The organism is Streptomyces sp. NPDC059874 (assembly GCF_042731135.1).
In the GTDB taxonomy this organism is placed as follows: Bacteria; Actinomycetota; Actinomycetes; order Streptomycetales; family Streptomycetaceae; genus Streptomyces.
The window spans coordinates 18,142-44,214 of sequence record NZ_JBHWJY010000060.1; the positions used below are offsets into that span (position 1 = coordinate 18,142).

Annotated in this window: 26 protein-coding genes and 1 riboswitch; of the genes, 17 read left to right on the forward strand and 9 right to left on the reverse strand. The window is 71.6% G+C overall.

The features are described from left to right. Positions 1 to 46: 46 nt before the first annotated feature. Together ACFV9H_RS28560 and ACFV9H_RS28565 are read right to left on the reverse strand one after the other, a co-directional pair. Positions 47 to 931: an RNA polymerase sigma-70 factor gene (locus ACFV9H_RS28560; RefSeq protein ID WP_385403631.1), complete on the reverse strand. Its 885-nt coding sequence runs from the start codon at positions 929 to 931 to the stop codon at positions 47 to 49. Positions 932 to 1,171: 240 nt separating this feature from the next. Next, positions 1,172 to 3,529 carry a chitinase C-terminal domain-containing protein gene (locus ACFV9H_RS28565; RefSeq protein ID WP_385403633.1) on the reverse strand — a complete coding sequence of 786 codons (2,358 nt, stop codon included), beginning with the start codon at positions 3,527 to 3,529 and terminating at the stop codon, positions 1,172 to 1,174. A 268-nt stretch (positions 3,530 to 3,797) separates the two neighbouring features. Next, positions 3,798 to 3,928: riboswitch (FMN riboswitch) on the forward strand. 216 nt (positions 3,929 to 4,144) lie between these two features. On the opposite strand from ACFV9H_RS28565, the gene ribD reads away from it, so the two are divergent. The 11 genes from ribD to ACFV9H_RS28620 all read left to right on the forward strand — a co-directional run bounded on the left by ribD (position 4,145) and on the right by ACFV9H_RS28620 (position 14,913). After that, positions 4,145 to 5,227 carry a bifunctional diaminohydroxyphosphoribosylaminopyrimidine deaminase/5-amino-6-(5-phosphoribosylamino)uracil reductase RibD gene (ribD, locus tag ACFV9H_RS28570; protein ID WP_385403700.1) on the forward strand — a complete coding sequence of 361 codons (1,083 nt, stop codon included), beginning with the start codon at positions 4,145 to 4,147 and terminating at the stop codon, positions 5,225 to 5,227. A gap of 1 nt (position 5,228) precedes the next feature. Further along, complete coding sequence (locus ACFV9H_RS28575) at positions 5,229 to 5,834, forward strand: riboflavin synthase (RefSeq protein WP_385403635.1); 606 nt, start codon at positions 5,229 to 5,231, stop codon at positions 5,832 to 5,834. Positions 5,835 to 5,839: 5 nt separating this feature from the next. Further along, the gene (locus ACFV9H_RS28580; protein WP_385403703.1) at positions 5,840 to 6,484 is read left to right on the forward strand and encodes a nicotinamide riboside transporter PnuC; all 645 of its coding nucleotides are present in this window, start codon (positions 5,840 to 5,842) and stop codon (positions 6,482 to 6,484) included. Further along, positions 6,481 to 7,773 (forward strand): bifunctional 3,4-dihydroxy-2-butanone-4-phosphate synthase/GTP cyclohydrolase II, encoded by a 1,293-nt coding sequence (locus ACFV9H_RS28585; protein ID WP_385403638.1) that lies wholly within the window; start codon positions 6,481 to 6,483, stop codon positions 7,771 to 7,773. The genes ACFV9H_RS28580 and ACFV9H_RS28585 overlap by 4 nt, the downstream gene beginning before the upstream one ends. A gap of 75 nt (positions 7,774 to 7,848) precedes the next feature. Then, the gene (ribH, locus tag ACFV9H_RS28590; RefSeq protein ID WP_007262951.1) at positions 7,849 to 8,334 is read left to right on the forward strand and encodes a 6,7-dimethyl-8-ribityllumazine synthase; all 486 of its coding nucleotides are present in this window, start codon (positions 7,849 to 7,851) and stop codon (positions 8,332 to 8,334) included. A 58-nt stretch (positions 8,335 to 8,392) separates the two neighbouring features. Continuing rightward, entirely contained in the window at positions 8,393 to 8,674 is a 282-nt protein-coding gene (locus tag ACFV9H_RS28595; protein ID WP_385403640.1) for a phosphoribosyl-ATP diphosphatase, read from the forward strand. Positions 8,675 to 8,731: 57 nt separating this feature from the next. Next, positions 8,732 to 9,577, forward strand: a complete 846-nt coding sequence (hisG, locus tag ACFV9H_RS28600; protein WP_365172581.1) for an ATP phosphoribosyltransferase — start codon at positions 8,732 to 8,734, stop codon at positions 9,575 to 9,577. A 57-nt stretch (positions 9,578 to 9,634) separates the two neighbouring features. Further along, a complete protein-coding gene (locus ACFV9H_RS28605) occupies positions 9,635 to 10,099 on the forward strand; it encodes a PH domain-containing protein (protein WP_385403643.1) in 465 nt (154 codons plus the stop codon). Between the two features lie 200 nt (positions 10,100 to 10,299). Further along, on the forward strand, positions 10,300 to 11,796 hold the full coding sequence (locus ACFV9H_RS28610) for a hemolysin family protein (RefSeq protein ID WP_385403645.1): 1,497 nt from the start codon (positions 10,300 to 10,302) through the stop codon (positions 11,794 to 11,796). Next, on the forward strand, positions 11,793 to 12,836 hold the full coding sequence (locus ACFV9H_RS28615) for a hemolysin family protein (protein ID WP_385403647.1): 1,044 nt from the start codon (positions 11,793 to 11,795) through the stop codon (positions 12,834 to 12,836). Before ACFV9H_RS28610 ends, ACFV9H_RS28615 begins: the two co-directional genes overlap by 4 nt. Before the next feature lie 268 nt (positions 12,837 to 13,104). Beyond that, the gene (locus ACFV9H_RS28620; protein ID WP_385403650.1) at positions 13,105 to 14,913 is read left to right on the forward strand and encodes a hypothetical protein; all 1,809 of its coding nucleotides are present in this window, start codon (positions 13,105 to 13,107) and stop codon (positions 14,911 to 14,913) included. 94 nt (positions 14,914 to 15,007) lie between these two features. On the opposite strand, the gene ACFV9H_RS28625 is transcribed toward ACFV9H_RS28620, so the two are convergent. Next, the gene (locus ACFV9H_RS28625; RefSeq protein ID WP_385403652.1) at positions 15,008 to 16,930 is read right to left on the reverse strand and encodes an AAA family ATPase; all 1,923 of its coding nucleotides are present in this window, start codon (positions 16,928 to 16,930) and stop codon (positions 15,008 to 15,010) included. A gap of 366 nt (positions 16,931 to 17,296) precedes the next feature. After that, positions 17,297 to 17,929: a uridine kinase gene (locus ACFV9H_RS28630; protein WP_385403654.1), complete on the reverse strand. Its 633-nt coding sequence runs from the start codon at positions 17,927 to 17,929 to the stop codon at positions 17,297 to 17,299. Between the two features lie 114 nt (positions 17,930 to 18,043). On the opposite strand from ACFV9H_RS28630, the gene ACFV9H_RS28635 reads away from it, so the two are divergent. The 3 genes from ACFV9H_RS28635 (at position 18,044) to ACFV9H_RS28645 (ending at position 20,232) form a co-directional block, all read left to right on the forward strand. Then, positions 18,044 to 19,423 carry a peptidase C39 family protein gene (locus ACFV9H_RS28635; RefSeq protein ID WP_385403656.1) on the forward strand — a complete coding sequence of 460 codons (1,380 nt, stop codon included), beginning with the start codon at positions 18,044 to 18,046 and terminating at the stop codon, positions 19,421 to 19,423. 84 nt (positions 19,424 to 19,507) lie between these two features. Next, on the forward strand, positions 19,508 to 19,942 hold the full coding sequence (locus ACFV9H_RS28640) for an SPW repeat protein (protein WP_385403658.1): 435 nt from the start codon (positions 19,508 to 19,510) through the stop codon (positions 19,940 to 19,942). Between the two features lie 137 nt (positions 19,943 to 20,079). Further along, entirely contained in the window at positions 20,080 to 20,232 is a 153-nt protein-coding gene (locus ACFV9H_RS28645; RefSeq protein WP_385403661.1) for an SCO1431 family membrane protein, read from the forward strand. Here ACFV9H_RS28645 and ACFV9H_RS28650 read toward each other — a convergent pair. From ACFV9H_RS28650 to ACFV9H_RS28660, 3 genes are read right to left on the reverse strand one after another with little or no spacing between them, the layout of a single operon-like run. Beyond that, positions 20,210 to 21,103 carry a hypothetical protein gene (locus ACFV9H_RS28650; RefSeq protein ID WP_385403663.1) on the reverse strand — a complete coding sequence of 298 codons (894 nt, stop codon included), beginning with the start codon at positions 21,101 to 21,103 and terminating at the stop codon, positions 20,210 to 20,212. The genes ACFV9H_RS28645 and ACFV9H_RS28650 overlap by 23 nt on opposite strands. Continuing rightward, positions 21,100 to 22,077 carry a DUF6114 domain-containing protein gene (locus tag ACFV9H_RS28655; RefSeq protein ID WP_385403665.1) on the reverse strand — a complete coding sequence of 326 codons (978 nt, stop codon included), beginning with the start codon at positions 22,075 to 22,077 and terminating at the stop codon, positions 21,100 to 21,102. The genes ACFV9H_RS28650 and ACFV9H_RS28655 overlap by 4 nt, the downstream gene beginning before the upstream one ends. Then, positions 22,068 to 22,682 (reverse strand): DUF6230 family protein, encoded by a 615-nt coding sequence (locus ACFV9H_RS28660; RefSeq protein WP_385403667.1) that lies wholly within the window; start codon positions 22,680 to 22,682, stop codon positions 22,068 to 22,070. Before ACFV9H_RS28660 ends, ACFV9H_RS28655 begins: the two co-directional genes overlap by 10 nt. A gap of 88 nt (positions 22,683 to 22,770) precedes the next feature. Here ACFV9H_RS28660 and ACFV9H_RS28665 point away from each other — a divergent pair, with 88 nt between their 5' ends. The 3 genes from ACFV9H_RS28665 to ACFV9H_RS28675 all read left to right on the forward strand — a co-directional run bounded on the left by ACFV9H_RS28665 (position 22,771) and on the right by ACFV9H_RS28675 (position 25,185). After that, positions 22,771 to 23,484 (forward strand): TetR/AcrR family transcriptional regulator, encoded by a 714-nt coding sequence (locus tag ACFV9H_RS28665; protein WP_385403669.1) that lies wholly within the window; start codon positions 22,771 to 22,773, stop codon positions 23,482 to 23,484. A 148-nt stretch (positions 23,485 to 23,632) separates the two neighbouring features. Further along, positions 23,633 to 24,805 (forward strand): acyl-CoA dehydrogenase family protein, encoded by a 1,173-nt coding sequence (locus ACFV9H_RS28670; RefSeq protein WP_385403672.1) that lies wholly within the window; start codon positions 23,633 to 23,635, stop codon positions 24,803 to 24,805. An 11-nt stretch (positions 24,806 to 24,816) separates the two neighbouring features. Continuing rightward, positions 24,817 to 25,185, forward strand: a complete 369-nt coding sequence (locus ACFV9H_RS28675; RefSeq protein ID WP_385403674.1) for a GNAT family N-acetyltransferase — start codon at positions 24,817 to 24,819, stop codon at positions 25,183 to 25,185. Positions 25,186 to 25,210: 25 nt separating this feature from the next. On the opposite strand, the gene ACFV9H_RS28680 is transcribed toward ACFV9H_RS28675, so the two are convergent. Both ACFV9H_RS28680 and ACFV9H_RS28685 read right to left on the reverse strand, forming a co-directional pair. Beyond that, complete coding sequence (locus tag ACFV9H_RS28680) at positions 25,211 to 25,450, reverse strand: hypothetical protein (protein WP_385403676.1); 240 nt, start codon at positions 25,448 to 25,450, stop codon at positions 25,211 to 25,213. 160 nt (positions 25,451 to 25,610) lie between these two features. After that, positions 25,611 to 26,060, reverse strand: coding sequence for a hypothetical protein (locus tag ACFV9H_RS28685; RefSeq protein ID WP_385403678.1), 450 nt, complete (start codon positions 26,058 to 26,060; stop codon positions 25,611 to 25,613). Between the last annotated feature and the right edge of the window lie 13 nt (positions 26,061 to 26,073).

Consider the following 26,073-nt stretch of genomic DNA (forward strand, 5'->3'; position numbering starts at 1 on the left):
CCCTTCGCTGAAGTCTTCCCGTTCAGCAGCTGGGACCGGACAGCCGTCAGGAATGTGACAGCTGGCGGTGAAGGAATTCGAGCTTCTCCGGGTTGATGACCGTGCGCATGGCGCTGACCAGCCCGTTCTCGAATTCCACCTGGAAGACCGCCACCTCGCCGAACAGCAGCGCGGGCGATCCGTTGACCTCGGTGACGGTGATCTCGAGGTCTCCCACGAACTTTCGCAGGACGCCCACCGCGAAGCGGGCCACCTTGTCGCGGCCCAGGATCGGCCGCAGCGCCGCGCCCACCACTCCGCCGCCGTCCCCGACGTACTTCGCGTCCGCGGTCAGCATGGTCTCCAGCCGGGCCACGTCCCCGTTGCGCGCGGCCTCCAGGAAGGTCTCCACCAGGCTCTGCCACTGCTCGGGGGCCGGCTCGAAGCGCGGTTTCGGGGCGGCGACGCGGGCCGCCGCACGGCGGTAGAGCTGGCGGCAGTTGGCCTCGGAGAGGTCCAGGAGCTCGGCGATCTCCCGGTGGGCGTAGGCGAAGGCCTCGCGCAGTACGTACACCGCCCGCTCCACCGGCGTCAGCTGCTCCAGCAGCACGAGCAGGGCCATGGACACGCTCTCCCGCTGCTCCGCCGACTCCAGGGGACCGAGCGCCCCGCCTCCGGTGAGGACCGGCTCCGGGAGCCAGGGACCCGGGTACTCCTCGCGTCGGGCGCGCGCCGAGGTGAGGGTGTTGAGGCACAGGTTCGTGACGACCTTGGCGAGCCAGGCCCCCGGGTGCTCGACGTTCCCCCGGTCCCCCGAGGTCCAGCGCAGGTACGCGTCCTGCACGACGTCCTCGGCCTCGGTGGCGGAGCCGAGCATGCGGTAGGCGATGCCGAACATCCGGGACCGGTGTTCCTCGAAGTCCGCGGCCGGCGCGGCGACATGTGTGGTCACCCGACCAGCCTAGGGCGTGTCTTTCGGATCAGGCCGGGCCCGCGGCGCCCGGCACCGCGCCTCGCCGCGTTGTCGTCGGTCGCCGACGCTCCGCGTCGACTCCCTCCTCCGCCTTGCGATGCACGGCACCGGACACCGCGGGCTGATCCGGCCTGATCCGAAAGACACGCCCTAACGAGCGAGGACCCGGTGGCCGCCGGGCCACCGGGTCCTCACGTACCTACTGCTCCGCCTCGTGTGTCAGCAGGCGCCCTGGTCCTTCCAGACGCCCCATTCACCCGTGGTGCCGGGCTCTTCGTTCTGCGTCCACCACTGGGCCTTCCAGTTGTGGCCCTTGTGCGAGACGACGTTGCCGCTGTTGTAGACGGTGCCCGCGACGTACGCCGGGCCGGTGCACGTACCGCCCGTCGGAGGCGTCGTGGTGGGCGGCGTCGTGGTCGGGGGAGTGGTGGTGGGCGGCGTGGTCGGGGGCTGGGTGCCGCCCGGCTGAACCACCGTCGTACCGCGCGCCAGGTCCCCGGCGAGGGCGTAGGTGGTGCCCGAGATGGTCACCGTCCAGTTGGAGGGGGTGGACACCGGCAGGTAGTAGTTGAACGCCAGGTCGACCGAGGCGCCCGGGGCCAGCGTCTGCCAGGCCGGGAGCTTCAGGGAGACCCGCTGGAAGTCGCCCTTGAGGCCGCCGATGTTGTTGCCGGTGTGGCCGCTGCTGATCACCGTCGTACCGAAGCCGGACTGGTCCGAGGCGTTGTTCGGGGCCGAGGTGCCGTAGTCGAACCGGAACTCGGTGCCACCGGGCAGCGTCGCGTTCGTGTTGTTGGTGATCTTGAGCTTCGGGGTGAGCGGGTAGTTGGAGTCGCCCAGCTTGAACTCGGTGAACTCCGTCTTGATGTCCACGGCCTGGGTGGGCAGGGTGGCGCCCGCCTTCTTCGCCCCGTACGGGGAGGCCGCCTTGAACTTCTGGTACATCGTGTCGGTGAGCGTGTCGCCCATCTCGTACTGGCCCTTGGCGGCGTTGTACGAGTAGTCGCCCGCGAGTTCCCAGACCATCGTGCCGCCGATGCCCTTGTTCACCACGTAGTCGGCCTTGGCGGCCACCGACTGCTCGTCCTCCGTCGAGAGGAAGACCTTCTTCTGCGCGTTCCACAGCCACGGCGCCACCAGCGTGGAGTCGTACTTGCGGGCGTAGGTGCCGGTCAGCGTGGTGTTCGCCGGGAAGCCGTACTTGGTGACGTAGTCGCCGACGACGCCCTTCTCCAGGTTCTTGGCGTGCCACATCGGGTTGGAGCCCGCCGGGGACTCGACCCCGTTGGTGTCCTTGTCGTGCCACAGGTTGTCGATGCCGACCGCGCCGTCACCGCACTTGGTCAGACCCGCGCCGGCCGGGCAGGTTGTCGCGGGGGCCTTGCCCCACAGGCCGTCGGTGCCGCCCTGCACGTTCTTGAAGCCGCGGGTGTAGTACGGCAGACCGATGTTGATGCGGCCGCCGGGCATCGAGCCGCGGAAGTAGTGGTAGGCCCAGTCGGTGTTGAGGTAGCCGATCCCGCCGTACTGGGAGGTGGAGTAGACGCTCGCGGCGGCCAGTTCGCCGTCCTTGCCGTCGTCGAACAGCGAGGCGTTCGGGCCGACGTACTCGTTCCAGGCGCCGTGCAGGTCGTAGGACATGATGTTGACGTAGTCCAGGTACTTCTGCATCTGGAACGTCTCCATGCCCCGCAGCAGGTAGCCGGAGGAGGGGGCGGCGACGGAGAGCAGGTAGTGCTTGCCGTCGGCGGCGCCCGCGCGGTCGAGCTTCTCGCGCAGCGACTTCATCAGGGCCGCGTAGCCCTGGACCAGGCCCGCACGGCGGGCGTTGGACAGCTGCCAGTCCAGCGGGTTGCCGGCGTCCTTCATCGTGGTCGGGTACTCGTAGTCGATGTCGACGCCGTTGAACCCGTACTTGCGGATGAACTCGACGGAAGAGTCCGCGAAGGTGTCGATGCCGGCCTGGTTGACCGAGCCGTCGGCGTTGGTGGCCATCGAGTAGAAGCCGCCGGAGGCGACCCGGTTGCCGTCGTCACCGAAGTAGCCGCCGGTCTCGGCCCAGCCGCCGACCGAGATCAGCGTCTTGACGTTCGGGTACTGCTTCTTGAACTTCGTCAGCTGGTTGAAGTGGCCCTTGTACGGGAGGGCCGGGTCCATCTCGGCGCCCGCGACCCCCGGCCAGGTCATGCCGGTGGCGGCGTTGTTCGCGTTGTCCGCGCCGACCGAGATCTTGTTGTCGCCGCCGACGTGGGCGAAGGCGTAGTTCAGGTGCGTGACCTTGGACCACGGGATGTTGTTGGCGAGGTAGGCGGGGGTGCCGTCCTTGCCGGTGCGCCAGCCGGTGAAGTATCCGATGACGCGGCGCTGGTGGTCGGCGCCCATCTTCTCTCGGCCTTCGGAGTCGTAGACCGAGCAGTAGGGGACGTCGACGCCGGCCGTCTTGTACAGCCCGTCGGGGCGACAGCTTTCGTTGTCGGCGGCGTGTGAGACGCCCGTCGAAAGCCCGGCCACCAGCAGTCCGGCGATTGCGGCGCCGGATGCCAGGAGCATCGCTCTCGTACGTGTGGGGGACAGCATTGTGCCTCCTGGGGAGGGGAGGATGGCAGGACACAACAGGCATGCGGGTAACGCTTGTTGGCCCGTGACGTGCGCACATCTGACGGGCTGTTCCCGGGTGAAGTTGAGGGGAACGTTAAGAGGACTAGACCAAACCGTCAATAGGTCTGGACCAACCCGCGCTTACCTGACGGAGTAACCCCCGCACCACCCTCTGTGACCCAGGCCACACCCCATCACTCGCATGGCCCCCGATCACCCGTGGCAGACTGGCTGCAGTACCAGTAAGCAGCGCACTCCGGGGTCGGTGTAATTCCGAACCGGCGGTTATAGTCCGCGACCCGTCCGCAGCCAGCGGCCGGTTGACCAGGTGAGATTCCTGGACCGACGGTTAAAGTCCGGATGGGAGGCAGTGCGCGGCGGGCCAGTCACCGGTACGCCGCCGTCGGCGGTTCGTCGGCACATCCCTGCGGATGTGTCCCATCGAACCGTTTTTCCGGCCTCGGCGTCCCCCTGTGAGCTGTACCGCTTCATCTGTCGTATCCCGACAGGCCCCGGAGTCCGTGCCCGACGTGGCAGGAGGACCCGGTGGCGACACACGCCGCGCACGAAGCACCCGACACGGGCACCCGTGCCATGCGCCGAGCGATCGAGCTCGCGGCGCGAGGACTCGGCTCCACCAGCCCCAACCCCGTCGTCGGCTGCGTCATCACCGACGCCGCGGGCACGATCGTGGGCGAAGGTTGGCACGAGCGGGCCGGCGGCCCGCACGCCGAGGTCCACGCCCTGCGCGCGGCAGGCGAGGCCGCCCGCGGCGGCACCGCCTACGTCACCCTCGAACCCTGCAACCACACCGGCCGTACGGGACCCTGCGCGCAGGCCCTCATCGCGGCCGGGATCACCCACGTGGTCCACGCCGTCTCCGACCCGACCCCGCAGGCCGGCGGCGGCGGCGCCACCCTGCGCGCCGCAGGGGTGACCACGGAGTCCGGGCTGCTCGCGGAGGAGGCCGAGGCGGGCAACGCCGCCTGGCTGACCTCCGTACGCCTGGGCCGCCCCTACATCCTGTGGAAGTACGCCGCCACCCTCGACGGCCGCATCGCCGCCGCCGACGGCACCAGCCGCTGGATCAGCTCCCCCGAGTCCCGTGCCGACGTCCACCGGCTGCGCGCCGAGGCCGACGCCGTGGTCGTCGGCTCCGGCACCCTGCGCGCCGACGACCCGCACCTCGCGGTCCGGGGAATCGAGGGCGCGACCCAGCCCCTGCGCGTCGTCCTGGACACCCACGCCACCATCCGACCCACCGCCCGCGTCCTGGACGAGGCGGCCCCGACCCTCGTCGTCGTGGCCGAGGACGCCGACACCCGCCACCTCGCCGGAGCGGAGCTGGCCCGGCTCCCGTACGACAAGTACGGGATCTCCGTCGACGCCCTGCTCCGCGAGCTGTACGGGCGCGGCATCCGCTCCGTCCTCCTCGAAGGCGGCCCGACCCTGGCCGGCGCCTTCGTCGCCGCCGGGGCCGTCGACAAGGTCGTCGGCTACCTCGCCCCGGTCCTCCTCGGCGCGGGCCCCGCGGCCCTCGCCGACGCCGGAATCGGCACCATCGCCGACGCGCTCCGGCTCCGGATCACCGAAACCGTCCGCATCGGCACGGACATCCGCGTCACCGCCGTCCCCACGGCAGCCCCGTCCGCCCCCACTGCCCTCAAGGAGCACTGAAGTGTTCACCGGAATCGTCGAAGAACTGGGCGAAGTCGTCGCCGTCGAGGAGCTCGAGGAAGCCTCCCGCTTCCGCCTGCGCGGCCCCGTCGTCACCGAGGACGCCAAGCACGGCGACTCCATCGCCGTCAATGGCGTCTGCCTGACGGTCGTGGAGACCGGCGACGGAGAGTTCACCGCCGACGTCATGCAGGAGACCCTCGACCGCTCCAGCCTCGGCGCCCTGACCAAGGGCTCCCGGGTCAACCTGGAGCGCCCGATGGCACTCGGCGGACGGCTCGGCGGCCACTTGGTCCAGGGGCACGTGGACGGGACCGGCGAGATCCTCTCCCGGACCCCCTCGGAGCACTGGGAGATCGTCAAGGTCGCCCTCCCGGCGAACCTCTCGCGCTACGTGGTCGAGAAGGGCTCCATCACGGTCGACGGCGTCAGCCTCACCGTGGTCGAGGCCGCCGCCGACTGGTTCACCATCAGCCTCATCCCCACCACCCTCGGGCTGACCACGCTCGGCATCAAGCAGCCCGGCGACCCGGTCAACCTGGAGGTCGACGTCCTGGCGAAGTACGTCGAGCGGCTGATCGGCGCGGACCGGAAGGCAGCCGAGTGAGCGCCCTGACCTGGCTGAACTCCGAGGCGTTCACCGCCTTCGACCAGCACATCAAGTGGTCCGACATGATCGGCAACACGATCGGTCTGATCGCCCTCGCCCTCGGCTGGCGGCGCTCCATATGGACCTGGCCCGCCCAGTTCCTTTCGGGCATCATCCTCTTCGTGGCCTTCGCGGCCGGCCACCTGTCCGGCAGCGCCGGCAAGCAGGTCGTGGTCATGCTCGTGGCCGCCTGGGGCTGGGCGCAGTGGAGCCGGGGCCGGCAGCAGGCCCAGGACGGAACGATCGCCGTCCGCTTCGCCACCTGGCGCGAGCGCGGCGTCCTCGTGGGCGCCGCCGCCCTCGGAACCGTCGCGGTCGCCCTGCTCTTCACCGCCTACCCGGCGCTGTCCTGGGACCCCTGGCCCGACGCGTACATCTTCGTCGGCACGATCGTCGCCATGTACGCCCAGTCGCGCGGCATGGTCGAGTTCTGGTTCGCCTGGCTCCTCGTCGACCTGGTCGGCGTGCCCCTGAACTTCGCCAACGGCTACGCGTTCTCCGGCTTCGTCTACGTCATCTACGGCGCGCTCGTCCTGTGGGGCATGCGCGACTGGTGGCTCCGCTCTCGCACCACCCCCGCCCCGGCCCTGGAAGGAGCAACGGCATGACCAGCCTCAAGCCCGTGCCCGACATCGAGGTCGAAGAGACCTTCCGCCTCGACCCCGTCGAGCAGGCCATCCGCGACATCGCGGCGGGCCGGCCCGTCGTCGTCGTCGACGACGAGGACCGCGAGAACGAGGGCGACCTCGTCATCGCCGCCGAGAAGGCCACCCCCGAGATCATCGCCTTCATGATGAGCGAGTGCCGCGGCCTGATCTGCGCCCCCATGGAGGGCGACGAGCTGGAGCGCCTCGAACTCCCGCAGATGGTCCAGAACAACACCGAGTCGATGAAGACCGCCTTCACCGTCTCCGTCGACGCGAGCGCCGCCCACGGCGTCACCACCGGCATCTCGGCCGCCGACCGCGCCACCACCCTGCGGCTGCTCGCCGACGGCGTCTCCGGCCCCGGCGACTTCGTCCGCCCCGGCCACATCTTCCCGCTGCGCGCCAAGCCCGGCGGCGTCCTGGTCCGCAACGGCCACACCGAGGCCGCCGTCGACCTCGCCCGCCTCGCGGGCCTGCGCCCGGCCGGCGCCATCGTGGAGATCGCCGGCGAGGACGGCGTCATGCTGCGCCTGCCCGAGCTGATCCCCTTCGCCCGCAAGCACGGCCTGACGATCATCTCCATCGAGGACCTGATCGCCTACCGCAGCTCCGCCGAGCCGACCGTGCGCCGCGAGGCCGAGGTCAGCCTGCCGACCTCGTTCGGGGACTTCACCGCGTACGGCTACCGCTCCACCGTCGACGGGGTCGAGCACGTCGCCCTCGTCCACGGCGAGATCGGCGACGGCGAAGACGTCCTGGTCCGCATGCACTCCGAGTGCCTGACCGGCGACATCTTCTCCTCCCAGCGCTGCGACTGCGGCCCCCAGCTGCACGCCTCCATGGAGCGGATCCAGGCCGAGGGCCGCGGGATCGTCGTCTACCTGCGCGGCCACGAGGGCCGCGGCATCGGACTGCTGTCCAAGCTGCGCGCGTACGAACTCCAGGAGCGCGGCCGCGACACCCTCGACGCCAACCTGGAGCTGGGCCTGCCCGCCGACGCCCGCGACTACGCGGCCGGCGCGCAGATCCTCGCCGACCTGGGCGCGCGCAGCGTCCGGCTGCTGACCAACAACCCCGACAAGTCCGCCGCCCTCGTCGAGCACGGCATCACGGTCTCCGGCCGGGAGTCGATGCCGGTGGAGGCGGGCGAGCACAATCTGCGGTACCTGCGCACCAAGCGGGACCGGATGGGCCACGACCTGCCCTGGCTGGACGCGGCCGTGCCGGTGTCCACCTGCGGCAACCAGTAAGAACGCACGACGCACGACCCGTAGATCCACCACACCACCACACACCACACCCACGAACCACCGAGGAGCAGAGCTGTGAGCGGCAAGGGCGCACCCGAACTGAGCGTGAAGAACTGCGGAGACCTCCGAGTCGCCGTGATCGCGGCCCAGTGGCACGAGAAGGTCATGGACGGACTGGTCGACGGCGCCCTGCGGGCCCTGCACGAGCTCGGCATCGACGAGCCGACCCTGCTGCGCGTCCCGGGCAGCTTCGAGCTCCCCGTCGTGGCGAAGGTCCTCGCCGGTCGCGGTTACGATGCCATCGTCGCCCTCGGAGTGGTCATCCGCGGCGGCACCCCGCACTTCGACTACGTCTGCCAGGGCGTCACCCAGGGCCTGGTACAGGTGTCGATCGACACCGGAGTCCCCGTCGGCTTCGGTGTGCTGACCTGCGACAACGACGAGCAGGCGCTGGACCGCGCCGGACTCGAGGGCTCGAACGAGGACAAGGGGCACGAAGCGGTCACCGCCGCCGTCTCCACCGCCATGACCCTGCGGACCGTCAGCGAACCCTGGCGCTAGTCCAAGGAGTGAACCCAGGCACTGGCGCACCCGGGTGAGCCCGTACCCTAAGGACATCATGGCGAACAAACCCCTCAAGAGCTTCGAAGAGCTCTTCACGGAGCTCCAGCTCAAGGCCGCCGAAGGCGACCCCAGCACCTCCCGCACCGCCGAGCTCGTCCACAAGGGCGTCCATGCCATCGGCAAGAAGGTCGTCGAGGAGGCCGCCGAGGTCTGGATGGCCGCGGAGTACGAGAGCAAGGACGCCGCCGCCGAGGAGATCTCCCAGCTGCTCTACCACGTCCAGGTGATGATGGTGGCGCGCGGGATCTCCCTCGACGACGTCTACGCCCACCTCTGAGCCCAGGCACGCACCACCCGCCCGTAATCACGAATCCCACGCACCAAAGGAAGCCCCATGCTGCGCATCGCCGTCCCCAACAAGGGTTCACTCTCCGGACCGGCGTCGGCGATGCTCCATGAGGCCGGCTACCGCCAGCGCAAGGAGTCCAAGGAGCTCGTGGTCGTCGACCCCGAGAACGAGGTGGAGTTCTTCTACCTCCGCCCCAAGGACATCGCGATCTACGTCTCCTCGGGCAAGCTCGACATCGGCATCACCGGCCGTGACCTGCTGCTCGACTCCGGCGCGAGCGCCGAGGAGATCCTGCCGCTGAACTTCGGCCGCTCGACCTTCCGCTACGCCACCAAGCCCGGCACCGCGAAGGGCCCCGAGGACTTCCACGGGATGACGATCGCGACCTCGTACGAGGGAATCGTCGCCAAGCACCTCGCCGAGAAGGGGATCGACGCCTCCGTCGTCCACCTCGACGGCGCGGTCGAGACCGCCATCCAGCTCGGCGTCGCGCAGATCATCGCCGATGTCGTCGAGACCGGCACCAGCCTGCGCAACGCCGGCCTGGAGGTCATCGGCGAGCCGATCCTCACCTCCGAGGCCGTCGTCATCGGCAACGGCGCGGTGGCCGAGGACCCGCAGGCCCAGCAGTTCCTGCGCCGTCTCCAGGGCGTCCTGGTGGCCCGCAGCTACGTGATGATGGACTACGACTGCCGCGCCGAGCACCTGGAGCGCGCGGTCGCCCTCACCCCGGGGCTGGAGTCGCCGACGGTCTCCCCGCTGCACAACGAGGGCTGGGTCGCGGTCCGCGCGATGGTCCCCGCCAAGGAAGCCCAGCGGATCATGGACGACCTGTACGAGCTCGGCGCGCGCGCGATCCTCACCACCTCGATCCACGCCTGCCGTCTCTGACCGCACGCGATTCCAGGATTCCCGCAGTCCAGAATTCCAGAAGGCACTGAAGCGCACATGAGCGAGCCCGCCGCCCAGCCCGTACCGCCCACCCTGCCGGTCACCTTCCGGCCGACCCGCACCCGGGCCGTCCTGCTGAGCGTCGGGCTCGTCATGTTCACCACGATCACGGCGATCGCCGTCCTCCTGGAGAAGCTCAGCCCGGGGGAGCGGATCAGCTTCGTCTTCACCGCCGCGCTGCTGACCTCCGTGCTCGTCCTGCTCAGCCGCCCCAAGGTGGTCGCCGACGAGACCGGCGTCACCGTCGTCAACCTGACGACCAAGCGCCGGCTGGAGTGGGCGCAGATCCTGCGCGTCAACCTCCGCCCGGGTGACCCGTGGGTGTTCCTCGACCTCAGCGACGGCACCAGCCTGCCCGCCCTCGGCATCCAGCCCGGGGTCGCCAAGGCCCAGGCGATCGGGGACGCCCGCGCCCTGCGCGCCCTCGCCGAGACGCACGGAACCGGAACAAAGGACCACTGAGCGGGCGAAGCCTCGTCGCTGCGTCCCATTGCGGCCACGATCTCAATGACTACCCTGGTGGCGGGGCGCAGCCGTGCGCCCTCACACCGGCTCCGGGACCCCGGGCCCGCCGGTCACCTGCGACTCGAGGAGTGACTCCCTCCAGCAATGGACGGATCGTCCGGTAATACCCGCGCCGCCCTCCCCACGGAGGCGGCGGCATGACCATCCCGCTACTCCTGCTCGTGGCGGCATTCGCCCTGATCCTCGCCAACGGCTTCTTCGTGGCGGCCGAGTTCGGCCTCGTCACCGTGGAACGTCCCGAGGCGGAGCGCGCCGCAGCCGAAGGCGACCGCCGTGCCCGCACGGTGGTCAAGGCCCTGCGGGAGCTGTCCTTCCAGCTCTCCGGCACCCAGCTCGGCATCACCATCACCTCCCTCGTGGTCGGCATGCTCGCCGAGCCCGCCCTCGCCGCACTGCTGTCGGGGCCGCTCGAAGCGACCGGTCTGCCCAAGGGGGCCGTCCCCGGCGCCGCCGTCGTCATCGGCATGCTGCTCGCCTCCGCCGTCCAGATGGTCGTCGGCGAGCTCGTCCCGAAGAACTGGGCGATCTCGCGGCCGCTCCAGGTCGCCCGGTTCGTCGCCGGTCCCCAGAACGCCTTCTCCCGCGCCTTCCGGCCGGTCATCGCCGGCCTCAACGCCGTCGCCAACCGGCTCGTACGGGCGCTGGGAGTGGAGCCCGCCGAGGAGATGGCCTCTGCCCGCACCCCGGGCGAACTGGTCTCCCTGGTCCGCCATTCGGCCCAGGCCGGCGCCCTCGAACAGGACACCGCCGACCTCTTCGTCCGGACCCTGTCGCTGGGCGAGCTCACCGCCCAGCACGTCATGACCCCCCGGGTGAAGGTCAGCGCCCTCCAGCACACCGCCACCGCGGCCGACGTGCTGAACCTGACCCGCGCCACCGGCCTGTCCCGCTTCCCGGTCTACCGCGAGCGCATCGACGAGGTCACCGGCGTGGTCCACCTCAAGGACGCCCTCGCCGTGCCCGAGGCCGAACGCGCCCGCACCGTCGTCGCGCGGATCTGCGTCGCCCCGCTGCTGGTGCCCGGCTCCCTGCCGGTGCAGCCGCTGCTGGAACGGTTGCGCAGCGAACAGCCCATGGCCGTGGTCGTCGACGAGTACGGGGGCACGGCCGGCGTGGTCACCCTGGAGGACATCGTGGAGGAACTCGTCGGCGAGGTCCGCGACGAGCACGACCTCGCCGAGGACGACAGCCCCGAGCTGGCCGCCGTACCCGCCGAGGACGGCCGCCCCTCCTGGGAGGCCGACGGCAGCTGCCGGGTGCACACCCTGCGCCGCATAGGCCTGGAGGTGCCCGAAGGCCCGTACGAGACCGTCGCCGGCCTCGTCGCCGACCTCCTCGGCCGGATCCCCGCCCCCGGGGACCGCGCGGAGCTCCCCGGCTGGAAGCTGTCCGTGCGTCAGGTCGGCCGCAACCGCGCCGAACGCGTCCGGATGGTCCGTGTCCTGCCGGCGCCGGCGGGGCAGCCCGGCAGGCCGTACCCGATCGGAGCCGGGGCCGGAGCGGCACCCGGGGTCGACTGGGCCGCGGGGCCCGCCGCGGCCGGGCGGCCGGACCTGGCCGTCGCGTACGCGTCAGGACACGCGTCCGGACACGCGCCCGCACGACCCGCCGAGGCAGAGGCGGCCGCCCGATGAACGCGGTCCAACTCCTCTTCGCGCTGCTGCTGGTCCTCGCCAACGGCTTCTTCGTCGGTGCCGAGTTCGCGCTCGTCTCCGTACGACGCAGCCAGATCGAGCCCCTCGCGGCAAGCTCCAAGCGGGCCCGACAGGTCCTCCACGGCCTGGAGAACCTGCCCCGCATGATGGCCGCCGCGCAGTTCGGCATCACCGTGTGCTCGCTCACCCTCGGCGCGGTCGCCGAACCCACCGTGGCCCGGCTGCTGGAGCCCGTCTTCCACGCCGTCCACGTCCCGCAGGGCCTGATCCACCCCCTCGGCTACGCGCTCGCGCTCGCCGCGGTGGTCTTCCTGCACCTGGTCATCGGCGAGATGGTGCCGAAGAACCTGGCGATGGCGGCCCCGGAGAAGACCGCGCTGTGGTTCAGCCCCGGCCTGGTCGCCTTCGCACGGCTGTGCGGACCGGTCACGGCCGCGCTGGGCGCCTGCGCGGCGCTGGTCCTGCGGCTCTTCGGAGTGGAGCCCAAGGACGAGGTCGAGGCCGTCTACACCAGCGCCCAGCTCGGCCGGCTCGTCGAGGACTCCCGGCAGGCCGGGCTCCTCGAACCGGGCGAGCAGGAACGCCTGGAGGACGCCCTCGAACTGGGCAGCCGCCCGGTCACCGACGTCCTCCTGGCCCCCGGCCGTCTGGTCACCGTCGGGCCCTCGGCCACCCCGCGCCAGATCGAACAGCTGACGGTGCGCACCGGCTACTCCCGGTTCCCCGTCCGCGCGGACAGCGGCGCCTTCATGGGCTACCTGCACGTCAAGGACGTACTGGACCTGGAGGAGCGGGAACGGGCCGTGCCGCAGCGGGTCTGGCGCCGGATGACCACCCTGTGCGCGACGCTCCCGCTGGACGACGCCCTCAGCGTCATGCGCCGGGACGCCACCCACCTGGCGCAGGTCGCGGACCAGGGGGGTCGAATCGTGGGCCTGGTCGCCCTGGAGGACGTCCTGCAGATGCTGGTCGGCGAAGTCCACGACCCGTCCCACCGCGTGGCGTTCGCCCGCCGCTAGTGCTGTGACCCGGTGAACCTTTCCGGTCACGGCACCAGGGAGGCCGGTGGCTCCGCCCCCGGGCCCGCGAGGGTCCGGGGGGCGGGCGCCGAGCAGGGCGGCGGGCGGAGGCAGTGTGTCGGTTTGCTAGCGTGTCGTGAACGTCCGTCGGTATTCCGTGGACGTTCCGTGGCGGCCGGGTGCCCCCAGCCGGCGCCCGCTGACCTCGCTCGCCCTGTCGAGCCGGCCCGACCTGCGGCAGAGTGCCGTTTCACGGAAGTGAATTGACATGACGGATTTGGCACCGAACATCGTCGGCGCCCCCTCCAGTACGTCGGACGACGCCAGAGGCGCCTCGTCCGACGGGACGTCGACGAAGCGGCCGGGCGGCCGCTTCGACCGCTGGACGGAGAAGCGCTGGCTCCTCCCGCTCGGCGAGGGTGTCGTCAGCGTCGTCGTGGCCCTCGGGTTCATGCTGCTGTGCACCCGCATCGACGTCAACCCCGTCACCCGCGTCGGCCAGGTCAGCGGCCTCGCCGCGGTCCAGCAGTACGTGGCGCTGCTCGGCATCCCCGTGCTCGCGGTGCTGCTGTTCCTCGCCTACCGGGGGACCCTGCGCTACTACCAGGTCGCGCAGCGGCTGGCCTGCGCGGCCCTCGCGGGTCTGGCCACCGGAGTCGTCGCGGGCGGCATAGCGGTCGCCCTGAACGGCACGCCGTGGGGCCTGGGCGGCCAGGAGGGCGACCCCGGCAACCTCATGGGCATGGCCAACGACATGATGCGCCACAAGGGCCTCCCGGGGGTCTACCCCCCGCTGTTCCCCGCCCTGCTCGCGCTCTGGGCCAAGGTCTTCCACAACGGCGTCCTCGGCGTGGGTCACGCGCTCAAGGACCTGCAGCTGATCCTCAGCGCGCTGGTCGGGCCGATGGCCTACCTCTCGTGGCGGATGCTGCTGCGCCCGTTCTGGGCGATGGCGATCGCCGTGCCGGCCTCGATCGTCTTCCTCGACCCGATCCGCCCGTACAGCCACGGCTCCATGCTCGTGCTGCTGCCGCTGCTGGCGGCCTGCTTCCGGGAGATCCGCCGGGCCGACGAGCTCTCGACGCGTTCGGCGGTGCTGCGCGGCATCGGCTTCGGCGCCGCGTTCGGCGTGATGTTCCTCTGGTACTCGGGCTGGTACCTGTGGGCCGCGCCCGGCTCGTTCATCCTCGTCCTGATGCTGTTCCCGTGGCGCCGGGGCCGGGTCGCGATCAAGCGCGCCGTGTTGTTCCTCGGCACCATCCTGATCACCGCCGCCGTGATCGGCGCGCCGCTGGTGTACCAGCTGGTCCGCCTGGGCGCCACGACGAAGGACCGCTACGCCTACCTCAACACCTACATCGACCCGGCCTACGTGCTGGGCTGGGCCTCCGACCGCGCGGGCAACCTGAACTACCAGAACTTCCCGGTGTCGGGAGAGCTGGCCGGGCAGACCGGCTTCAGCGTCCTGCTGCTCCTGGGCGTGGGCATCGGCGTCGGTCTCGGCCTGCGCAACGTCGTGGTCCGCACCGCGGGCTTCGTCCTCGCGGGCGCCTGGCTGCTGCGCTTCTGGTTCGCCTCCCACATGGAGCAGAACCAGGCCGTCCAGCTGTACCCGCGCACCACCTGGATCATCTACTACTGCCTGATCATCCTGGCCGTCCTCGGCGTGATGCTCACGTACGAGCGCGCCTTCGGCTGGATCCGCGGCACGCTGAAGGAGGTCGCCCCGGCCCGGGCCGCCCGGATCTCCCCGCGCGCGATGTCCCAGCTGGCCGCCGGCCTGATCTGCGCGATCGCCCTGTTCGCCACCATGGGCGGCTCGTGGTCGGCCAACCGCTACATGCCGTCCACCACTCCGGGCGTCGAGGACATGGGTCTGGACGCGCTGCGCGCCCACCTGCAGCAGCTGGACAACGGGCAGTGCCCCAAGTACTCGCCGAACAAGGGCAAGCAGGCCTGCAAGCCGATCAACAGGAAGCTGTCCGAGTACACCTTCGTGCCGGACCAGAACCACCTCTGGTGCGCCAACACGGGCGGCAACCACGACCTCATCTGCGGCCGCCCGCCGGGCAACTGACCGCTCGGGTCCGGCCTGGTGCGTCACCCTGACCGGGTGACGCACCAGGCCGGCCGGCACTCGGCCGGCCCGGGCCGAGCCTTCCGCGACCCCTTCAGAGGGGTGGGGGCTCCGGCCGCTCCTGGGGCCCCCGGCCCGACAGGACCTCCCCGTACGCCTGCATCAGGTCCGGCAGCCGCAACGTGGCCAGGTCGTCCCGCGACGGCTCCCCGGCGAAGCCCGCCAGCCTCAGGTCCCGGTACGCGCAGCTCTTCTCGTACAGGGTCCGCAGGAACCGCCCGTTGCCGAGCTCGTCGATCCAGCCCTGCTCCACCACGTGCCCGCTGATGCTGCGCAGTTCCTCCAGCGCCTCCTCGTCCCAGCGGTCCCCGTTCGCGTCCGCCAGGACCCCGCCGATCGCGGTCAGTTCCAGCGGCCGGTAGCTCGGGAAGTCCACCCGGGTGGTGAACCGGGAGGACAGCCCCGGGTTGGCGGCGAGCAGCCGGTCCATCCCCGCAGGGTAGCCCGCCAGGATCACCACCAGGTGGTCCCGGTTGTCCTCGGCCCGCTTCAGCAGCACCTGGAGGGCCTCGTCGCCGTACGCGTCGCCCTTGCTGTAGCCCGAGTTCGAGAGCGAGTACGCCTCGTCCACGAACAGCACCCCGCCGATCGCCGAATCGATCAGCTCGTTCGCCTTCACGGCCGTCTGCCCGAGGAACTCGCCCACCAGGTCCGCCCGTTGTGCCTCGACCAGGTGGTCGCCGCCCAGCAGCCCCAGCGCGTAGAAGACCCGGCCCAGGATCCGGGCCACCGTCGTCTTGCCCGTACCCGACGGCCCGGAGAAGACGAAGTGCCGCTTCGGCGGCTGCACGGGCAGCCCCTGCCCCGCCCGCAGCCTCGCCATGTGCAATTGCGCGGACAGCGCCTTCACCTGCCGTTTGACCGGCTCCAGGCCCACCATCCGCTCCAGCTCCGCCAGCGCCTGCGCGAGCGCCGCAGGGTCGGCCGGTCCGGCCGGCAGCCCTCCGGGCGCGCCCTGCGCGGGGAGCGGCACCTTGCGACGGGCGCCCTCCACCCGGCTTCCCGGCGGCACCGGTGGAGCCAGCGGGTCCGCGTCGGCGGCCTGACCGTCCGGCGCGACGTCCTGGACGGGTCCGCCGCCCAGCGCCACCTTCGCGAAACCCCCGCCCGCCGGGGACGGGCCGTGCCCGCCGGAGCCGCCGTACCCCGCGTACCCGGCCGTGCCCGCCAGGTCGGCCATGCCGTCGGTGTCGTCGCCGTCCTCGATCGCCGTCAGTCGGGCCGCGGTGTCCATGAAGGAGGGGTCCACCCGGTGCACGGCCCGGTACAGCGGCAGCGCCGCCGCGCTGCGCCCGGTGCCCTCGTGGGCCCGCGCCAGCCAGTACCGCAGCTCCTTGCGCTGCGGCTGCTCGCTGCGACATCGCATCAGCGCCGCCGACAGCAGCGGCTCCGCCTGCCCGTACATCTCCAGCCGGACCCGCGCCATCCCGCCGAACAGCCCCGCCTCGATGCCGAGGAGCGGATCGTCGACCAGCGGCTCGGTGTTGCGGACCAGCAGCTCCCAGTCCTTGACCAGGTACGCCCGGCACGCGTGCAGGAAGCGCACCTGCGGGTCGGTGTCCACCGGGGGCAGCGCGGCGAGGGCCTGGTCGAGCTCGGGTACGTGGCGGCCGTCCAGCCAGTGCGAGGCGTGGGCCAGTAACAGGTCCCGCCGGCTCTCCAGCACCGGCTGCACCCACCAGCCCAGCCAGTACCAGGAGTTCAGCGTCCGCCGGTGCCGGGCCCGCTGTTCGCCGAAGCGGTCCCGGTGCGCGTACATGCGCAACAGGGCGTTGGTGGTGTCGACCCGTAGCGCGTGCAGGCCGAGCCAGGCATCGGCCATCGTGGGGTCGAGCCGCACGGCCGTCCGGAACTCTTCCTCGGCCTGCGGATAGGCGCCCATGGTGCAGGCGTCGACCCCGCGCAGCCAGGCGAGTTCGGCCGGGGCGTGTGCGCTGCCCGGCGTGCCGAAATCCATCACGTCCCCCACAAGCCTGCCCCGTGGTGCGCGGCAACCCCCGCTTCGAGCGCGCGAGTTGTCCGGTGCCCCGACTGGCGTCGCTGAAATCAGGGCTGCATCGTACCTGCGGTTTCGCACCTTACGTAGTGTGCGACGGACGTGGTTCGGGTGTGCGCCCCCGATGCGCCCGGTGACTCAGGGTGAGGGAGCGGCGTCGTTGCGTCCCGATCGGCGGGCGGAACGAAGCCCCCGATCACGGGGGAACGATCGGGGGCTTGTGTCCGCGGCGGCCGGTTAAGGCCCCGCATTGAGAACGTAAGGCCGCTGCGGGCCCCAGGTCAAGCAGGTCGGAAGAGGCCCGCGGGCGCGGAATTCCGGGGCCGCTCAGGCCCGGGGGAGTCCGTCACCTTCGGTGACGAAAGCGGTCGTTCGTGGGGTCGCAGCCGCCCCGGAAGACCACTCGTATCCCGTACCGCTCTGGCGCACCAACGTGTCGGCGAAGGGGCGCGAAGGGTCGTCCGAGAAGTGCGCGAGCTCCGCGCGCTCCCATCCGTCCCAGAAGTCGGAGAGTTCACGCCCGTCCCGGTCCCGCCCGCGCCCCCAGGACTTCGCACGCGGCGTCTCCATCCACAGCAGCCGCGCCAGATGCGGGCGCAGTGCCCGGCGCCCGGCTCCGACCCCCTCGACGAGCAGCACCGGAGCCGGTTCCAGCACCCGCGACGGCCCGAAGCGGCGCTCCACCCAGTCGTACGGGGCCCAGTGCGCGGGCCGGCCGGCGGCGAGCGGCTCCAGCACCTGGGCCCGCAGCCGCTCCTGCCAGTCGAACAGCTCCTCGTGGGTGGCCACGTCGTCCAGGTGCAGCACCGGAGCCCCCATCGCCTGCGCGAGGCGGCCCGCGAAGGTGCTCTTGCCGGACCCGGCGTGCCCGTCGATCCCGATCAGCCGGACCGGACCGAGGGAGGGCGGCAACGCGGCGAGCTCCCGCGCGAGTGATTCGAGTGACTGGTGTGGCTCCACCCGACCAGCGTAGACAAGCCCGACACGACTGCCGGCTTCGGCCCGCGGCCGCCGGGAACTGGAAGGGTGAAGCCACCAGCACCGGCACCGACCCACCCCTGGGGGAAGCCCGCGATGACCGCACCCACACCGCGCAGGGCCGTACTCGTCGCCGCACTCGCGGTCGCCACCGCGGCCACCGCCGCCGCCGTCTCCGGCGGCAGCGCCGAGGCCGCCACCCCGTCGGCGCCACCGGCACCGCCGGCCCCGCGGGGCTCGGGGCGCCCGGTCGACAACCGGTTCTGGTACTCGTACGCGCACTGGCTGGCCGGCACCCACCAGGGCACCACCGCCGTCGGCGGAACCCGCCCCGGCCTGGAGATCGAGACCCCGCTCGGGCGGACCGAGTACGCCGACCCGCACACCGGGAAGAAGAGCACCTGGGAATACGCCACCTGGACCTCCCCGGTGCACCGCTCCACCGTCCCCGCCACCGAGGCCATCGCCTCCTGGAACGCCCGTACCCCCGCCGGCACCTGGATCCAGGTCGAACTGCGCGGCACCTACGGCGACGGCACGAGCACCCCCTGGTACGTCATGGGCCGCTGGGCCTCCCGTGACCGAGACATCCGCCGCACCTCCGTCGACGGCCAGACCGACGGCCGCTCCACCGTCTGGACCGACACCCTGGCCGTGGACGCCCCCGCGAGCGGCCTGCGCATCACCGACTGGCGGTTGCGGCTGACGCTGTACCGCAAGCCCGGCGCCGACCGCGGCCCGACCGTATGGCTGGCCGGAGCCATGGTCTCCGACGTACCGGACCGCTTCACGGTCCCCGCCTCCGCCCCGTCCGGGAACGCCCACGAGCTGAAGGTCCCGCGCTACTCGCAGGAGACCCACGCCGGGCAGTACCCCGAGTACGACAACGGCGGCGAGGCCTGGTGCAGCCCCACCTCCTCCCAGATGATCATCGAGTTCTGGGGTCGCAAGGCCGGCGCCACCGCCCTGACCTGGGTCAACCCGAAGTACTCCGATCCCCAGGTCTGCCACGCCGCCCGCTCCACCTACGACGCCGCCTACAAGGGCTGCGGCAACTGGCCCTTCAACGCGGCCTACGCCGCGACCTACCGCGGGCTGGCCGGGGTGGTCACCCGCCTCTGCTCCCTCGCCGACCTGGAGACCCTGATCCGGGCCGGCATCCCGGCCATCACCTCCCAGTCCTTCACCCCGCAGGAGCTCACGGGCGCCGGCTACGGGACCGCGGGCCACCTGATGACCGTCATCGGGTTCACCGCCGCCGGGGACGTGATCGCCAACGACCCCAACTCGCCCGACAACGCGTCCGTCCGCCGGGTCTACAAGCGCCGCGAGTGGGAGAACATCTGGCTGCGCACCAAGCGTCACAACGCCGCCGGCAAGGTCGCCTCGGGCACCGGAGGCATCTGCTACCTCTACGCCCCGGCCGTCCCGAGCGCGGCGCAGATCGTGGCGCTGAGGGCGGTCGGCGTGCTCTGAGAAAGCTCGGCTGGTTCGAACGGCTTAATCGGCGGAATATGGGCATAAAGGGCATATAAGGCTTCTCGTAGGAGGCGGCCCGCCATGACCACTCATCCCAGCAGCATCGAGCACCACCCGGACCTTGCCGAAATGCGCACTCGGTTCGAGCGGGTGACCAGCACCCCTGCCGCGCAAGCCGTGGAGGCACTGGCCCTGCTCACGGGCCTGTACCTGGCGGCCTCGCCATGGATCGCCGGATTCAGCACCCTCACCCCGCTGGCCATCAACAACCTGATCGCCGGCCTGGCGTTCTGCCTGTGCATGGGCGGCCTCGGGTCCGCCTACGAACGCACCCACGCGATGGCCTGGACGGCCGTCGGGCTCGGCGCGTGGACGATCATCGCCCCGTGGGTCATCGCCGGAGAGATGGACACGACCCGCACGGTGGTCAGCAACGTGATCGCCGGAGGCGTCGCCCTGTGCCTCGGCCTCGCCATGGCGGCGATGGCAGGACGCAACCGCGACGTCCGCGCCTGACGGCGCCGGCGAACCGGCCGCCGGGCCCCGACCGCCCCCGCACCCCGGGGCGTGGTCGGGGCCCGGCGGCGTGACGGGCGCCACCAGTGACCATCGTCTCTACCGCGAAAGCCGCGAACGCCGGCACATTGGACGGCATGACCGCTGACACCGCCGCCCTCACCGCCCGCGCCCGAGGCCTCGTCCGCACCGGAGGCCCCAAGGACGGCTCCTCCTGGCTGGAGCACGTCCTCGGCTGGACCCTCGTGGTCGTCATCGCCATGTTCGTCACCCAGGTCGGCTGGCTGTAGCAGCCGTCTCCGGCTCGGCCCGCCAGTGCCCGTCCGGGATGCCGACCAGCCCGTAGAGGGCGCGTACGGGTGACCGCGCGGGCAGCAGCACCACCCCGGCCGCCACCGCGAACAGGCCGAGCCCCGCCCACCACCCCAGCACCCGTACGAGCGCACTCGCCCCCAGCGCCCCGGCGAACGGCAGCACGTACACCCCCGCCCCCGCGATCGCCACCGCGACCACCCGGGGCACCTTCAGGTCCGCCGCCGCCCCCGGCAGCCGCCAGCCCTCCACCAGCCAGCCGATCTCGGCCAGCAGCATCGTGCCGATCACCGCCGAGCCGAAGACCAGCAGGGCCAGGAAGGTCCCGGAGGTGGCGAAGGCCAGGCAGCTGTTGACCACGCCGTCCGCGGACCAGCCGGCGAAGGCCCGCGGATCGGCGCTCAGCACCCGCCGGTACCCGTTGCCGTCCCACCCGTGGATCAGGGTGAAGAACAGCAGGAAGTGGCCGGCGACCGCCTGCAGATACCCCCAGTACCCGGCCCCCACCAGGACGAACAGCCGCGCCGCCAGGAAGCCGAGCAGCGATCCCACCACCACCGACCCGGTGTGGAAGAGCGCGAAGCCGGCCCAGATCCCGTCGTGGTCCCGCGCCACGTGCATGGTGGCCCAGGAGGGGGCCTGCCACAGCAGGTACGCCCCGGTCGGGGCGAGCAGCAGGGCCGCGTGGAGCAGGGTGAGCGCCAGGTACGGATTGGCCGCGCGGCTCCTCGTCCGGACCCCTTCGCCGCGCACCGAGCGCTCCCACCACCGGAGCTGCCGACCGGCCGCCACCGCGAAGGTCGCGCCGATGCCGTACGCCCACAGCGGCGCTGCCTGCACCGGGATCACGAGGCGTCCAGCCGGAGTCCGTCGGTGACGATCACGTCGGAGGTGACGAGTGCCTGCTCCGCCGTGACCTGCGTCATGAAGACGAACGGCGGGATGACCGGCGGCGCGGGCAGCCCCTGGGGGCTGAACGTGACGCACAGCAGTCCCTCGATGCAGCCGCTGAACTTCGTGAGGTACAGGGTTACGTCGCCGCGCAGGTCGAGGGAGTCGGCGGACAGCCCGTACTCGTCCGAGCCGTCCCGGGTCCGCAGCCGGTAGTCACGCAGCGAGGCCGCGCGCATCCGCAGCACCAGCACCTTCAGCGGCCCGTCCACCGTGGGCACCTCGGTGACCCCCGCCAGCGTGAAGCCCTGCGGCGCGAAGAGCGAGGTCGTCACCGTCGGGGGAGTGCGGGCCGCCCTCGGTGCCCCCGCCCTCGGAGCCCCGGCTGTCGGCGCCCCGGCCGTCGGGGCGGCCTTCGCCTGCGGGGTGCCCGTGGCCAGCGCCGCGAGCAGCAGCACCGGCAGCGCGGCGGCCAGCGTCCGCGGCCCGCTGCCGTCCAGGCTGGGGACGTACGGACCCTCCTCGCCCGCCTCCTCGTCGGGCAGCGGGGTCCAACCGAAGGCCAGCGCGCTCCCCGCGATGCCGAGGAACATCCCGACCAGGAACCCGCCCAGGTTGGTGGCCACGAAGGACAGCACCGACAGCAGCAGGGCGTGCAGGGACACGTACGCCCGGGCCCCCGGCAGGAACCACAGGAACAGCCCCGCCAGGATCAGCGCGACGCCGATCCCGATCGCCGCGATCCCGCCCAGGCCGAGGCTGACCAGCACCGTCAGCGGGGAGAGCGGGACCAGCAGCAGCTCGGTCCCGCCCAGCAGCACCAGCAGGCCGCCCCAGAACGGCCGGGTCCGGCGCCAGGCGCGCAGCCGCCGCCGGTGCTCCGGCAGCGGAAGCCGCCGCTCCAACCACCCGCCGCGCAGGCTCAGAAGCACTTCTTGCCGTCCAGGCTGACGCTCAGGTTCAGGCCCTTGAGCTTGAAGTTCCCGCCGGTCGCGGACCAGGCGTGCGACTTCACGCCCACCACTTCGATGTTCCCCGCCTGCAGGCCGAACTTCCCCGCCTGGCCCTGGACCCCGTCCACCTGGTCGAGCGTCGAGGCGTCCCGGCCGATCTGCGCCGTGCCGAAGGTGGCGTCGCCGTTGAGGTCCTCGCCGTCGATCACCAGGTTGCTGGCCGTGACCTCCCCGGCCGGGCCGCCGGCGGTCAGTTTGAAGACCACCTTGCCGACGGGGGTGTCCACCTCGGCGGCCTGGCAGATGTCGGAGAGGGTGGCCTCGCCGATGCCGAGAAGCGCCACCGGATGCCCCTTGCCGTCGACGGAGCGGTCCGTCTGCACGTACGAGGCCAGGCCCTTGCTGCTCAACTTCGACGAGGAGACCTGGAAACTGGTCCCCGAGACGGCGAAGGAGGCGGCGAGCGCGCCCTGCGCCATGACCATCGCCATCGCGCCGACGGCCACGATCGCGGGCATCGCGACGGCTGCCGACTTCTTCCAGTGGACCCGGCCCTCGCGGAGCGGTCTCTTGCCCGTGCTCATGATGGTTCCTCCCGTACGTCGTCCGGTGCGCAGGGGAAGTGCTGCCATACTTCAGGCATCTTGTGGCAGTTCGAGGCTAGGGCTGAATTTGAATAATAGTCAACAGCGCGGTACGACCGAGCGTTCGCAGGTCCGCAGGGCCGAACTCATAGCGACCGGACGCAAGTTGTTCGCCGACACCTCGTACGACGCGCTCTCCATGGACGACATCGCCAAGCACGCGGGCGTCGCCAAGGGGCTGATCTACTACTACTTCAAGAGCAAGCGCGGCTACTACCTCGCCATCGTCGAGGACTCCGTCGCGGAGCTCGTCGCCCGCGCCGGCGGGGAGACCGACCTCCCCAACGCGGAACGCGTCCGCCGCACCATCGACGGCTACTTGTACTACGCCGAACATCACCACGCCGCCTACCGCACCATCGTCACCGGCGGTGTCGGCTCCGATGCCGAGGTGCTCGCCATCCGCGACGCCGTCCGCGAGGAACTCGTCGCCACCATCGCCGAAGGCGCGTACGGGCACCGCGCGCTCCCCCCGATCGCCCGGCTCGCCCTCGTCGGCTGGCTCTCCGGGGTCGAGGGGACCACCCTGGAGTGGATCGGCGGCCTGAACGGCGGTGGCGCCGCCGCGGGGGACGCCCCGGCCCGGCCCGGCCGGGACGAGCTCGGAGCGCTGCTCGTACGCCAGCTTCGGGCGACGCTGACGGTGATCGAGGAGTTCGTCCCGGAGTGTCCGGCACCTCCCGCTCCCGAAGAGCCGTTCGAGCAGGCCGATGATCTTGCCCCGGTGACGGGACGCCCCTGATCGGGCATACTCAACCCGCCGCAGCCGCTGAACAGCCCATTCCGTGATCCGGGACGGGCAGCATCGGCTGTAAGAGCACCGAGACCCGGTGGCGCGCAACACACCTCGCGCGTCGCCGCCGTGCCCGACGAGGGAGGAGAGCGCCGCCATGACCGACCGCGCCCCGCAGCCGGTGGACCGTCAGCTGCCCACCGAGGAGTCCCGGGACCTCCTCGCGCTCGTACGAGAGATCGCGCAGCGGGAGATCCGGCCCAAGGCCGCCGAGGAAGAGGACTCCGGGCGGTTCCCCAGGGAGGTGTTCACCCTCCTCTCCGACGCCGGACTGCTCGGCCTCCCGTACGCCGGTGAATACGGCGGCGGCGAGCAGCCGTACGAGGTCTACCTCCAGGTCCTGGAGGAGCTGGCCGCGGCCCGCCTGACCGTCGGCCTCGGCGTCAGCGTGCACTCCCTGGCCTGCCACGGCCTCGCCGGCTACGGCACCAAGGAGCAGCAGGGCGCGCACCTGCCCGACATGCTCGGCGGCGGCCTGCTGGGCGCCTACTGCCTCTCCGAGCCCGCCGCGGGCTCCGACGCCGCCTCGCTGACCACCAAGGCGGTGCGAGACGGCGACGACTGGATCATCACCGGCACCAAGGCGTGGATCACCCACGGCGGAGTCGCCGACTTCTACACCGTCCTCGCCCGCACCGGCGTCGAGGGCCCCAAGGGCATCACCGCGTTCCTGGTCCCCGGGGACGCGGAAGGCCTGACGGCGGCCGTGCCCGAGAAGAAGATGGGCATGAAGGGCTCGCCCACCGCCCAGCTGCACTTCGACGGCGTACGAGTGCCGGACGCGCGCCGCATCGGCGAGGAGGGGCAGGGCTTCACCATCGCCCTGGCCGCGCTCGACGCGGGGCGCCTCGGCATCGCGGCCTGCGCCATCGGCGTCGCCCAGGCGGCACTGGACGAGGCACTGACGTACGCCCTGGACCGCAAGCAGTTCGGGCACCCGATCGCCGACTTCCAGGGGCTCCGCTTCATGCTGGCCGACATGGCCACCAAGATCGAGGCGGGCCGCGCGCTCTACCTCGCGGCGGCGCGCCTGCGCGACGCGGGCAAGCCGTTCTCCCGGCAGGCGGCGATGGCCAAGCTGTTCTGCACCGACGCGGCCATGGCCGTCACCACGGACGCGGTCCAGGTCCTGGGCGGCTACGGCTACACGGCGGACTTCCCCGTCGAGCGGCTGATGCGCGAGGCGAAGGTCCTCCAGATCGTCGAGGGCACCAATCAGATCCAGCGCATGGTCATCGCCCGCCACCTGGCGGGGCCGGAAACGCGGTAGTGGAGTTCGCGGTGCGCCCGGCGCTGGCGGACGCCGAACTGAACGTCTTGTTCGCCGCCGCGTGGCCGGGGCACTCGGAGACCACCTTCGCCCCGATCCTCGAGCGCAGCCTCGCCTGGGTCACCGCCCGCCGCGAGGGCCGGCTGGTGGGCTACGTCAACGTGGCTTGGGACGGCGGCGTGCACGCCTTCGTCCTGGACACCACCGTGCACCCGGAAGAGCGGCGGCGCGGACTCGGAGTCCGGCTCGTACGGGCCGCCGCCGAGGCGGCGCGGGAGCGCGGGGCGCGGTGGCTGCACGTGGACTACGAGCGGCACCTGGAGCCCTTCTACGAGCAGTGCGGCTTCCGCCCGACGGCGGCCGGGCTGCTCGCCCTCTGAGCGGGTGGGCGGGCCGGTGGCTCCCTCAGCTGCCGAAGAGCGGGCCGTTCGGCCAGATCGGGGAGGACGCGATCCGGGACCACTCCGGATCGCGCCGCCCGGGCACGGTCCGGCCGTCGGCGGCCCAGCGGGCGATCAGCGCGCTGTAGATGGGTGGATCGGGGTGCCGCTGCCGGGGCCCCTGCTGAACCGATTCTTCGTACCCGGGCGGTGTCGGCCGCCGACGGCGTCCCGCCCGGGGCATGGAAGTCTCAACCGTGGTCATGCCGGGGCAACGCGACACCGCGGCCACGGGTAATCCCCTCCGCGCCCCGGGTATCCGTTCGAGGCGTACCCGAGGGCCGTGCGCCGCGGTTTCCGGGATGGGCGACGAGGCCGAAGGGCGGCTCCCCGGCGCCGCCGCCCTGTCCGACGGACCGGTGACCTCAGAGTGACGGCAGGTGCCGGGAGAAGAACGAGAGCACGTGGCCGCGCACCGAGGGCACCGATCTCGCCGGGTCGATCGCGCCGACCAGATGGATCCGATCGGCGGCGGTCATCAGCCCGGCAGCCTGCAACTGGGGCGCTGTGGCGGCGTAATCGGTGAACACCCAGTGGGCGGCGTCGTCGAGCTGCCGCCGGCGGACGCGTCCTTCCGAGCGGGCGAGCAGGGCCGACCAGGAGCGCTCGAACCGAGCGTCGCGGAATCCGTCGGTCCCGAACAACAGCAAGGGCCGGTCCGTCCCCTGCCGGGCGATCGGGAGCAGCTCGCCTTCCCGACCCGGCGTGTCCGACGGGTAGTCCAGGTAGCCCTCGAGGTTGACCGCCGCGTCGATGCGCCGGTCCTCGTGCATCGCCTGGGCCGCGGTCGTCCCACCGGCCGAGTGGCCGTACACACCCACTCGCCGG

Bases quoted from the DNA above. Each gene is read 5' to 3' on its own strand.
- ACFV9H_RS28565 (WP_385403633.1), bottom strand. From the start codon at position 3,529: ATGCTGTCCCCCACACGTACGAGAGCGATGCTCCTGGCATCCGGCGCC.
- ribD (WP_385403700.1), top strand. From the start codon at position 4,145: ATGCGCCGAGCGATCGAGCTCGCGGCGCGAGGACTCGGCTCCACCAGC.
- ACFV9H_RS28585 (WP_385403638.1), top strand. From the start codon at position 6,481: ATGACCAGCCTCAAGCCCGTGCCCGACATCGAGGTCGAAGAGACCTTC.
- ACFV9H_RS28595 (WP_385403640.1), top strand. From the start codon at position 8,393: ATGGCGAACAAACCCCTCAAGAGCTTCGAAGAGCTCTTCACGGAGCTC.
- hisG (WP_365172581.1), top strand. From the start codon at position 8,732: ATGCTGCGCATCGCCGTCCCCAACAAGGGTTCACTCTCCGGACCGGCG.
- ACFV9H_RS28605 (WP_385403643.1), top strand. From the start codon at position 9,635: ATGAGCGAGCCCGCCGCCCAGCCCGTACCGCCCACCCTGCCGGTCACC.
- ACFV9H_RS28610 (WP_385403645.1), top strand. From the start codon at position 10,300: ATGACCATCCCGCTACTCCTGCTCGTGGCGGCATTCGCCCTGATCCTC.
- ACFV9H_RS28615 (WP_385403647.1), top strand. From the start codon at position 11,793: ATGAACGCGGTCCAACTCCTCTTCGCGCTGCTGCTGGTCCTCGCCAAC.
- ACFV9H_RS28620 (WP_385403650.1), top strand. From the start codon at position 13,105: ATGACGGATTTGGCACCGAACATCGTCGGCGCCCCCTCCAGTACGTCG.
- ACFV9H_RS28625 (WP_385403652.1), bottom strand. From the start codon at position 16,930: ATGGATTTCGGCACGCCGGGCAGCGCACACGCCCCGGCCGAACTCGCC.
- ACFV9H_RS28635 (WP_385403656.1), top strand. From the start codon at position 18,044: ATGACCGCACCCACACCGCGCAGGGCCGTACTCGTCGCCGCACTCGCG.
- ACFV9H_RS28640 (WP_385403658.1), top strand. From the start codon at position 19,508: ATGACCACTCATCCCAGCAGCATCGAGCACCACCCGGACCTTGCCGAA.
- ACFV9H_RS28645 (WP_385403661.1), top strand. From the start codon at position 20,080: ATGACCGCTGACACCGCCGCCCTCACCGCCCGCGCCCGAGGCCTCGTC.
- ACFV9H_RS28660 (WP_385403667.1), bottom strand. From the start codon at position 22,682: ATGAGCACGGGCAAGAGACCGCTCCGCGAGGGCCGGGTCCACTGGAAG.
- ACFV9H_RS28670 (WP_385403672.1), top strand. From the start codon at position 23,633: ATGACCGACCGCGCCCCGCAGCCGGTGGACCGTCAGCTGCCCACCGAG.
- ACFV9H_RS28680 (WP_385403676.1), bottom strand. From the start codon at position 25,450: ATGACCACGGTTGAGACTTCCATGCCCCGGGCGGGACGCCGTCGGCGG.